Annotated in this window: 7 protein-coding genes; 2 read left to right on the top strand and 5 right to left on the bottom strand. The window is 45.4% G+C overall.

From position 1 onward, the window contains the following. Both V6C93_RS20855 and V6C93_RS20850 read right to left on the bottom strand, forming a co-directional pair. Window positions 1-3,043 (bottom strand): DUF3987 domain-containing protein (locus V6C93_RS20855; protein ID WP_333478595.1); only part of this gene is annotated, 3,043 nt, incomplete at its 3' end. A 730-nt stretch (window positions 3,044-3,773) separates the two neighbouring features. Beyond that, window positions 3,774-4,016 carry a hypothetical protein gene (locus V6C93_RS20850; RefSeq protein WP_333478594.1) on the bottom strand — a complete coding sequence of 81 codons (243 nt, stop codon included), beginning with the start codon at window positions 4,014-4,016 and terminating at the stop codon, window positions 3,774-3,776. A gap of 733 nt (window positions 4,017-4,749) precedes the next feature. Here V6C93_RS20850 and V6C93_RS20845 point away from each other — a divergent pair. Beyond that, entirely contained in the window at window positions 4,750-4,914 is a 165-nt protein-coding gene (locus V6C93_RS20845) for a ribbon-helix-helix protein, CopG family (protein WP_333478593.1), read from the top strand. Between the two features lie 155 nt (window positions 4,915-5,069). On the opposite strand, the gene V6C93_RS20840 is transcribed toward V6C93_RS20845, so the two are convergent. Together V6C93_RS20840 and V6C93_RS20835 are read right to left on the bottom strand one after the other, a co-directional pair. Next, window positions 5,070-5,612: an SHOCT domain-containing protein gene (locus V6C93_RS20840; protein WP_333478592.1), complete on the bottom strand. Its 543-nt coding sequence runs from the start codon at window positions 5,610-5,612 to the stop codon at window positions 5,070-5,072. 45 nt (window positions 5,613-5,657) lie between these two features. Continuing rightward, complete coding sequence (locus tag V6C93_RS20835) at window positions 5,658-6,179, bottom strand: SHOCT domain-containing protein (RefSeq protein ID WP_333478591.1); 522 nt, start codon at window positions 6,177-6,179, stop codon at window positions 5,658-5,660. Window positions 6,180-6,368: 189 nt separating this feature from the next. On the opposite strand from V6C93_RS20835, the gene V6C93_RS20830 reads away from it, so the two are divergent. Continuing rightward, window positions 6,369-6,692 (top strand): helix-turn-helix transcriptional regulator, encoded by a 324-nt coding sequence (locus tag V6C93_RS20830; protein WP_333478590.1) that lies wholly within the window; start codon window positions 6,369-6,371, stop codon window positions 6,690-6,692. Window positions 6,693-6,841: 149 nt separating this feature from the next. Here the strand turns inward: V6C93_RS20830 and infC are convergent, their stop codons facing one another. After that, a complete protein-coding gene (gene infC / locus V6C93_RS20825; protein ID WP_333478596.1) occupies window positions 6,842-7,309 on the bottom strand; it encodes a translation initiation factor IF-3 in 468 nt (155 codons plus the stop codon). Window positions 7,310-7,690: the final 381 nt, after the last annotated feature.

Here is a 7,690-nt window from a genome sequence, read left to right as displayed (position 1 = left end):
CAGTAGGTGGAGAGGTTATCCACTTTTCTCCACTTTTATCCACTTTCTCCTCTTTTTCTTGGGGAGGTGGCTCAGAGTCATCCATTGGGAGATCGGGTAACTTCCAGGAATATTCCAGCCGAATTCCAGCCCCTCGCGTTGAACCAATACCCAGTGCCTCTAACTCCCTGAACCAAGAGCGAACTGCATCAGGGCGCGGACGGTGGCGGCTATCGTAGCCGGTCTGGACTACTTTGGCTTTAATCCAGCTATTACCGGTTGTGGCGTCCATCCGTTTGGATAACTCCACAATCTTGACTAAGTGTGGTGCCATATCTCCTAGGTCTGCTGCGCAGTTGGCATGGATGAGCTTGACTTGACCAATGTAGAATTTAGCGAGTGCGATCGCCATTTCCATAATGGACAGTGGGATTTCTTCCGTTGGGAGAGTCTTACCACTTTTGAGTTCATGTAAAACGTGGAGATTGAGGGCGATGCGTCCGATATAACCTTCCATCTTGGAATAAACAGCTCTCATGCCTGGATTGGGATGAGAAACGCGAAGCCGCTCTAGCTGGTTATAGATGGGCTGATAACGCTTGAATGCTTCCCTTGAGAGTCTGTATTCTCTCGCTGGGAGTTGGTCAATGGCGCGGTAGTAATTTAGTAAGAGTTCACTTAGGCTTACACTGCTGCTGTTATCATCCGCCAATGTGGCAGCTGCCAGAGGTTGATTGACAAATAGGAACCGCGCCCACTGACCATCGGGGTCTGAACAATCTCTCATCAGTCGCTTGAGAATTTCTGGCTGGATGGTGCCGCAGATGGAGAGTAAGAGTCCATCGAGGTCGGCTTTGGTGCCAGCTGCACGTAAGACAGTTGCCCCAGTACCGTCGAAGGCGGAGAGAATGTCTTGGCGATCGCTGCCACGACCCCCGGTATATTTGTTTTGAGAGGCGAACAGTCCTGCTAGTTCATCGACTAAAGCTAGAAGTGCTTTATCTGGATGAGCTTGGAACTGATAGAGGAGTCCCTCTCCAGTAGCATTGGTGAAGTAATAAAGCCGCTGCTGAGGTAATTTAGGTTTACCTTCAGGGTATTTAGAAGAGCGCTCCTCGGATTTGCATTTGTCCCAGACTATAATTTCTTTTTCGTACTGAGCCAAGGCTCGTTGGTAGGCTTCTCGTTTTTCTCGCTGGAGAACGGAGAGCGGTTTTTTGATGACCGCTTTAAGGATTGGCGATTTTTTCTGTCCGGACTCAGACACTAACCCGGCAAAAATAGTGGGTGGGACGCTGAAGCCTTGACCTCTGTGAATAACTAACTCGGTCTGGGTTTTGTGGAGACTACTAGAGGCGACCAAGAGTGTGGTGAGACACACCTCAGGACGAATATTGAGAGAATGTGCCAGTTGCGTGAGGGGTTGAGCTAAGTCAGTGGGGAGAAATTCGTTTAGGTTGAGGGATTGGTCTCCCAGTTTGAGCAGGTTGTCTACCTCACAGCGGCGCTCGCTTCTTGACTCAGATAGCTCCAACTCCTGCTCTAGGGTTTCAAATAGTTGGGAAATTTCCCGTTCTGATACCCCAGGGAAATTTTTTCTGATACGGATTTTGGCAGTCTGTAGTTCTGATGGGGGTAAGTCTTGAATCAGAATGTTCTTGATTTGGCTTCTTAGCGCCGCCATATCGAAGCGTTCGTTCTTGTATTGAGCTACCACTGAGGCGCGGGAGCGGTTGTTACCGTCAGCGTCGTCTCCGCTTGGTACACTAGCTAGACCGCCACGGCGTCCACCACCGGACCCGCCACTATTGCCATTGTTTTGTTCCATAGAGCAGTCCCTGTGGTTTGTGGAGTTTTGTGCAATAGCCGCAAACGTTTTTGTAAGGGCGGCTTTGATGTGCGTCGGACATTTGGCTTCAAATGTCGTTTTATCCAGCCTGTAGATTTTCTTCCAGCAACTTTCCTCACCTCCTCGGTAGAGCGCCGCAGGCTGGTAAGAGGTAGGCTCATCTATTGTTTTGAGGATGCGATCAATTCGGTCGGAGTCTAGTCCCAGCTGAGTGCCGGCATAATGGGCTAGTGTCGTAGCATCGCCACTAATCGGGATGCTGTTGTTATAAGCCCAGTTCTGCCAGCCGTACCATTCCTTGGTGGCTGTTGTCAGAGCTTCAGACCGATCTCCCGTTGGACAGTTGCCCTGTAGAATGTCGCGACTGGTGTCGTTGCCTAAAAATTCCAGTGGGATGCAGCCGGGAGTAGGGGACTGGGGGAAGGCTTGCTGCTTGTTCCCGGATGAGACTAGAGAATCTCCCCCTGTCTCCCGTTTTTTACCACTTCCACGCTTTCTTTTTGTCGAGTAGATGCCGATGGACTCTAAGGATTCGACTTCAACTGGGATAGCGCGTTGAATAGATTGATAGAGATTACCGCTAGGGCCAATTGTGGGAGCTAACACTGTAAAGCGTCCTTCAAAAAGTGCTTCGCCAACATGAGAGCCGACAGTAGAGATGCTCTGGTTGGGGTTCTGTACGGAAAAGTTAGTAAAGTTGGGTTTCTGTTTGACTCTGACGCCAATTCGCCAGCCACCCGAGTGCGATCGCTCAATGAATGTTTTTGAGAGTTCAGGACGCTCTATAATCTTTGAGACGGCGGCATCGCATTCTTGTTGAGATGGGAACTGTTTAACGTCAAAATCGAGCCAGACGGTATTGTTCCAACCGCCCAGCGTCCCAACTCCGTTGTCAGGATTAGTAAACCAGACTTCTAGCTCTTGTTGGTTTGGCAGTCGCCTCTGATATTTCCGATGGTTAATTAAATGAGGTTTGCCAGTGTCATCTAAGTAGGATGGATTTTTGCCGATGAAGAGGGGTATTGGCTGAAGGTCGGCTGTAAGTGGACAGTGTGACCACACGCCCTGTTTCGGGTATCCTGGAGCAACCTTATAATATTTCCGTGCTGATTGAGCGGGTGCGACAGGTAGGGCTGGGTAGTTATGAGAGATCAGCCAGTCAATAATTTCTTGGCGTTCTGAGGAGGCGTTTTGATCGATTGAAGTGTGTACCATCTCATTAACCTCCGTAGCTAACCGTGTGTAGGTTACTGGTCTGCTCTAACGGTCGGCGTGAGATGTCAGACTTGTGGTCAAAGAACTGATTTATCGTGTACATTGGTAATATCGTGTACATTACATTTTTGGTTTTGGGTAGATCTTTTCTCGGAGATCTACCTCTCTGTATGTGGAACTTTTCTTGAGCTTCATAGGTCAAAGTGGGGCTAGTAATTCTGCCAAATCTTGAGGTAGAATGAATTACAGAAAGTTTCATATCTTTAGATGTATCCACGTCCAGTTCTTAGCTGCGTGGGTGCTTTCATTTACAAGGCTGGGGCTGCTTTGGTTAGGCAAGAACTTGGGGCAGCGTCGGCCTTTAACTATTGGGCCAATTTCTACTTTTTGGTTTTCATCGCGAGAGCCTCCTGTTAGGGGGTTAAGTGGGTGGTTTTTTTCGCTGCATGGGCAGTCCTGGGACTAAAGACTTCTCATCAGGTCGGTCTGGTTCGGAAGGGTTACCGAAGTGGCTTTTGATACTAGGCCAACCAGACAAACCTAGATAGGATAGAGGAATTTTCTTATTCGCACACTGCTGAGGCTGGTAAGATGCACTCTATCAGCGGAGAATTGAGGCTAATGAGAACAGTGTTCGTGCTTGAACACAGTTTGAGCCTAGGTTGGATGGCTGTTTGAGAGTCCCTGTTTACCTGTAATTCCTCAGTGTTGAGCTAGGGGGAGTATTAACTTACTCGTCTTCTTCCTCTTTAGGAGTGTCTCGGAGCTTTTCCTGTAAAAGTTTTTCCTGTAGCAATTCTTCTAAGTTCTCGTTTCTGAGAACTTCTTCTATCATCTCCCTAACGGTATCGGACATGGTTATGCCTTTGAGGTAGCAATACAGTTTAAATCGCTCTTTTAGTGCTTCAGGCAATCGAAACCTGAGATAGTCATCCCTTTCCAGCGTTTGTTGCTTCTGGATGTTTGTCATCATTTCAGTTCCCAGATGCGTTATGTCTAGCTGTTGTTGTTATAACAGCATAGCAGATTATTTTAATGTTTTTGTGAGATTAAGTAACACTTATTCAAGGGGAGTGACTCATGCTTTTTGTCACGAATGCAGTCAGTAATGCAGTAATGCAGTAATGCATTAATTTGAGGAAATATGGAGAGTTTATTTTTTGTGTTTTAATTCCCGAATCCATTGTCTGCCTTTTGCTTCAGCGCTTGAGGCCCTGTAGAAAATGCTGTTGTAACGGTAGACTGTGCCGTTAGGAAGGAGCGCATCTAACTGATGTCCGTGAGCGTCTTTGTACACGATCTTTCTAATCGCCAGGGATAGTGTTTTTTGGTTGTTTGGGATGTGTGCAATGCGGGATGGACGCTTGGATGAGAAGCGTCTACGGGCTTGGGCTTAGAATGGGTTCTAGCCGGATAGGGGGTCTGTCCTGGGGAAAAGGCTTGTGAAAGCTTTCCCAGGTGTTGTTTGATTCCTTGTTTGGGGGTCGTGTTTGCCTTAATGCATGGTTGTGCATTGGGTGGACTGGTGACCCGGACTGGATGGGCGGCGTGTTCTTATGGGTACTCTCTTTAAGTCCTTTTTTTGGGTGGGGTATCCACAGTAGTCATGCCGAGTTGGGAGCTGTTCACTTGCTCTGAGTCTGCTCCATAAGCTGTACATCAATTACACAGTCATTACACATTGACTGTACACTAGACGGACGACTATGGCAACTGAGCAGAAGAGAATAACCTTCAAGCTGCCTGATGTGGAGTACAGGCGCATACAGGCGCTAAGTGAGCGCACAGGCAGAACTATGACTGATATTCTGCGAGAGTTCATCAGGACGCTGCCTGAGCCTGAGCCTGAGAAGAAGTCTGAGGAGAAGTAGGTGAAGGTGAGGGGTGGTGGGTGCGATCATATAGTTGCTTGTTTTTAACACAACGGCAACCAATAAAAAACCGCCTACTCAAGGCGGCTCATACGGTAAATATTGAACACTCAGAAATTTTATGTGACTTTTATGACGTTTCAGACACTTTATTCTTATTCAAGCATTGCTTTTCTGCTCATGTATTCATCCCGGCTAATTAAATTTCGATCAAAGGCAATTTTTAAGTTGTATAGCTTTTCAAAGTTATGGATTCGCTTGTTCAACTTAGCCTCTGTTACTTCAAATTCTTCTGCATCAATTACTCCCATATCTTTGAGTTCTTGGAGTTTTTGCAGTTCGGCTTGAACTTCTTTTTTCGTTCTGATTAGCTCTTGTGCCTTCAGTTGTTCGGCTTGCTTAGCTTTGATTTGTTTTATGGCTTCTAGAAGCTGCTCTCGTTCCCAATCTAGTTCCTTAATCGGAATAAATAAAGGCACGATAAACTCCTGAGTTACAGGCTCAGTTTTGCGAAGAGTATCAGCAACTGCTTGCCCTATTAGGGTATAAGTTTTATCAAGTTTGAGATCGATTTCCTTAATTTTGATTTCCAATTTTGAGAGTTCTTCATTTCTTTGGGCTTCGGCTGAAGTTTGAGTTGATACTTCAGACATTCCTTCATTAATTGTCCGACTTAGATTGCTGAGAAATTTATTCATTGCTATTGGCTCTTTTAGAATTAACAAAATCCAAACTTTTGGAAATTACAGTGAACTCAGAACTATTTGTTTTTTCAGCTTGAATTCTTCTTCGGAAATTTCGTTGGCCTCATATTTTTCCTTGAGTTGCTTCAGTTGGTTTATAGCTTCTTGTTTAGTTTCAGAATCACTGAATTTTTTTTCGTTTTTCTCGAAACTATAAGCTAAAACCGATGAAGATTTTTTTTGTAGCCGCTGTTGAGCTTTATTAACTGCCATTACTTGTTCGGCTGTTATAGCTCCAGTTCCTATCAGACCCAGCAAATTGCTAAAGTTTTTTGAATTTCCTTCTGCTTCCGTTACTAAGCTAAACGTGAAGCTAACAACAAAAACATAGCCTAAAATCTTAAGACTATTGATTCCTCTATTTAAGTAAATAAGTCCGGCTGGGAGAAAAATAAAGCTTAAAATTCCTGTTAAAACAGCATTTTTAGAGGAGAGTTCCTCAGTTCGTGCTATATCTCTCTTCGTAGGAATGAAGGGATTACATTGATTTCTAGATTGGTTTTCCAATGTATCTTTATTCATCTCCTGGGCTTCCTGAGTGAGTAATTTTGTGTGACTTATCTAGTTTTCTCATTCCTGTAGGTTTTCCGCATTGGCGAGATTACTGAAGAAATTTTTTTGTGATTTGGTATATCAGTGAGAATACGGTTATATTTTTGGTCAATTGAAGCGGTATGACGAAATTTGATGTTCAATGGTGCAGGTTTCATTATGGACTCAGCTAAGCGTCAACGCCTGGAAGCGTCTGGCTGGACTGTTGGAGATGCCTCACACTTCCTCGGACTTTCGCCAGAAGAAACCGTGTTTATAGAATTGAAACTCGCACTTAGCAAGCGCCTAAAGCAGCAACGCGAGAGCCAACAGCTTACTCAGCAAGCCCTTGCCAAGCGGATTAAGTCTAGTCAATCGAGGGTTGCCAAAATGGAAGCGGGTGACCCCTCTGTTTCGCTCGATCTCTTGGTTCGCACCTTACTCTCTGCTGGTGCGACGGCTCAAGACATTGCAGAGGCCATTCAAAATACAGCGATACAGTAATTAATGCAGTAATGCAGTAATTGATGCAGTAATGCAGTAGCTTATAGACCTAACCCCCATCCCTACGAAGCCAGAAGGAGCCGAACTGTTCTTTCAGCTCTAGCTCCTCTTCTGGCATCAGGGAGAGGTCAGATCTCCGGAAAGCTAATCTAAGCTGGAACGACTTGAACAATCAGCGATCGCTTATCAAAGGACTGGACTTTGCCAGCTTGGCCTAGGTCAGCTACAACACGCTCTAGCAGTTCCGTAGCGCGCTCGCGATGTTGATGTTCCCGACCCCGTAAACGAATCTGAAACTTCACCGAATTGCCCTTACTCAACCACTCTACAGCTCTATTGATACGTAAGCTGTAATCCGACTCCCCAACGTTGGGACGGAGTTGAACTTCCTTGACTGTGGGTTGAGAACCTTGACGCTGACGTTTTTTCTGTTGGTACTGATGCTTGCCGTAGTTTAAAATCTTCGCCACTGGAGCATCTTCACCGGGGGAGACTACTACAAGGTCGAGTCCTGCATTTTCAGCTAGTTGTAGAGCCTCACGGGTATCAGTCAAGCCACGATTGTTGTTCTCATGGTCAATCAAAAGAACCTGAGCTGACTTGATTTGATGGTTAATCAGTTGTTTAGAAGCGATAATGATTCCCTCTTAAACTCAATATTCTATGTTGTGCCAACACTACTAGGGTCAACACTACTAGGGTAACGCAGCCCTTACCTAACATTTCGTCTTTCCTTTGAGAGGTGTTAGGCGGTGAACACCTGCTAATAATCTGGTGTCACAAACTTCTATGGAAATTGAGTCAATAGACCTACAGATAGCAGCGGTCTATTTTTACCTAATTTAACGATATGTTTGTTTAACGAAAGCTCTGCCAGTTCAACTTAAGTCAATCACATGATTTTCACAATTAGCCAGTACGTTGACTTTTACAACTAGAAAAAATTACTTATGCAGGGCTTGAGCAATGAATTCAAACCGATTACAAGGGTTTATTCG

The sequence above is a fragment of the Allocoleopsis sp. genome (assembly GCF_036703385.1).
Classification (GTDB): domain Bacteria; phylum Cyanobacteriota; class Cyanobacteriia; order Cyanobacteriales; family Coleofasciculaceae; genus Allocoleopsis.
Note: the sequence above shows the minus strand (reverse complement) of the source record. Positions and strands in the feature narration are given on the sequence as shown.